Annotated in this window: 2 protein-coding genes; both read left to right on the top strand. The window is 40.9% G+C overall.

Features of this window, described 5'->3' with window-relative positions:
• The coding region (locus AC1DSE_RS34785) for a hypothetical protein (RefSeq protein WP_477529070.1) at positions 1-442 on the top strand (442 nt) is incomplete at its 5' end.
• Positions 443-589: 147 nt separating this feature from the next.
• Positions 590-1862, top strand: a 1273-nt coding sequence (locus AC1DSE_RS34780) for an aspartate aminotransferase type Ic (RefSeq protein ID WP_477529069.1), incomplete at its 3' end; no start/stop codon positions are given.

The following is a 1862-nucleotide window of genomic DNA, read 5'->3' as shown; positions in this document are numbered from 1 at the left end:
GTTGTTGTGCATGATTTTTTTGCTGTACAAAGTAACCTTGTATTGGAACCCAATAGGCATACAAAAGCAAACCGTTTCATTCCTGAAAGCAGTCCAGGAGCAAAACTACGGCAGAGCTGCGGATCTGTTTGGCTGGGAAGGGCAGAAGACCGCGGGCAGCAAGGAAAGTGCTTGGAAGCAGTTGGCTGAAGAGGAAGGGGTTCGACTACAATCCTTCAGTAACGTTCGTGCTGAATATGACGATGGTTGCTATTGCACAGGCCATGCGGATCTTGTGTTCGAGGTGAACAAAAGCCCTATGCAGGTTAGAGCTGTGATTACATATGGAGTAGGTGCAAGGCCGAAACAAATATGCGCAATAACACCCTCAGGGATGCAAGGTGGTTCCATTTCCCAGATAGCGGCATGGAACTCACTGGCATGTGGGAATAGCTCGTTTTGAAGACTTCATTGAACTAACGGGTAACGAAAGTTGAATAAGACACATGATGAGCAGGCGCTACGGTGGCCTGCTCTTCTTAACGGGCAGTTATCTTCAACAGATATGGTATAATTTTTTCAAAAAGTTCTTTGACAGGAGAGTATGGGAATGGAAAATCATACTGATTACATCAGTGAAGATGTAAACGAATTGAACAAACGTTATCTGATCATAAAAGAAAGGTACGATGAGTATAAGAGTCAGAACATGATATTGGATATGTCTAGAGGCAAACCATGTCCTGAACAACTTGATCTTTCCACTGAAATGCTCGATATCTTGATATTTGATGATCACTTAAAGGCAAAGGATGGTTCGGATTGTCGCAATTACGGAGGTATTGACGGAATTCCTGAAGCAAAAGAATTATTTTCTCAAATTCTTGAGGTTAGCACAAACGAAATCATTATAGGTGGCAATTCAAGCCTTAATATGATGTATGATACTATATCCCGAGCGATGCTTCATGGTGTTTACGGTAGCGGATCGCAATGGGGGAAGCTTCCAGCAATAAAATTTTTGTGCCCCAGTCCAGGTTATGACAGGCATTTTGCCATATGTGAGCTCTTAAATATAGAGATGATCGTAGTAGACATGTTGCAGAATGGACCAGATATGGATACGATCGAAAAGCTTGTCAGTGAAGATGATTCTATCAAAGGAATATGGTGTGTTCCTAAATACAGTAACCCTGACGGAATCACATACTCGGAAGAGACGGTAGATAGACTTGCTCACATGAATACTAAAGCAAGGGACTTTAGAATTTTTTGGGATGATGCCTATACTGTTCACCATTTAACTAAACCCGATCAGTTGAAAAATATACTTGCAGCCTGTAAGGCAGCAGGAAATCCTGACCGTGTTTATATGTTCAGTTCTACCTCTAAGATTACTTTTCCTGGTTCTGGCATTGCAGTGTTAGCATCCAGCGAGGAGAACTTGAATTTTATACGGAAGCAGATTTCTATCCAGACAATTGGCCCCGACAAGATCAACCAACTTCGACATGTTCGTTTTCTAAAAAATATTGATAATTTAAAAGTTCATATGGAAAAGCACGCTGCTATAATAGAACCCAAATTTGATATGGTATTAAATAAGCTTGAATCAGAGTTAAGTGGAAAAAATATTGCGTCATGGAATAAACCGAACGGGGGTTATTTCATTAGCCTTAATACATTAGACGGTTGTGCTAAAGACGTAGTAAATATGGCGGCAGAAGTCGGTGTCACATTGACTAAGGCAGGGGCTACATTTCCTTATGGAAAAGATCCAAGGAATCGAAATATACGTATAGCCCCTACTTTTCCATCAGTTAAAGAGCTAGAAACAGCCATTGAAGTGTTATGTCTCTGCGTTCAATTGGTAAGCATAAAGA

It is taken from the genome of Paenibacillus sp. 01L418 (assembly GCF_056400045.1).
The sequence above is the reverse complement of the archived record's forward strand: the minus strand, read 5'-3'. Positions and strand labels throughout refer to the sequence as shown.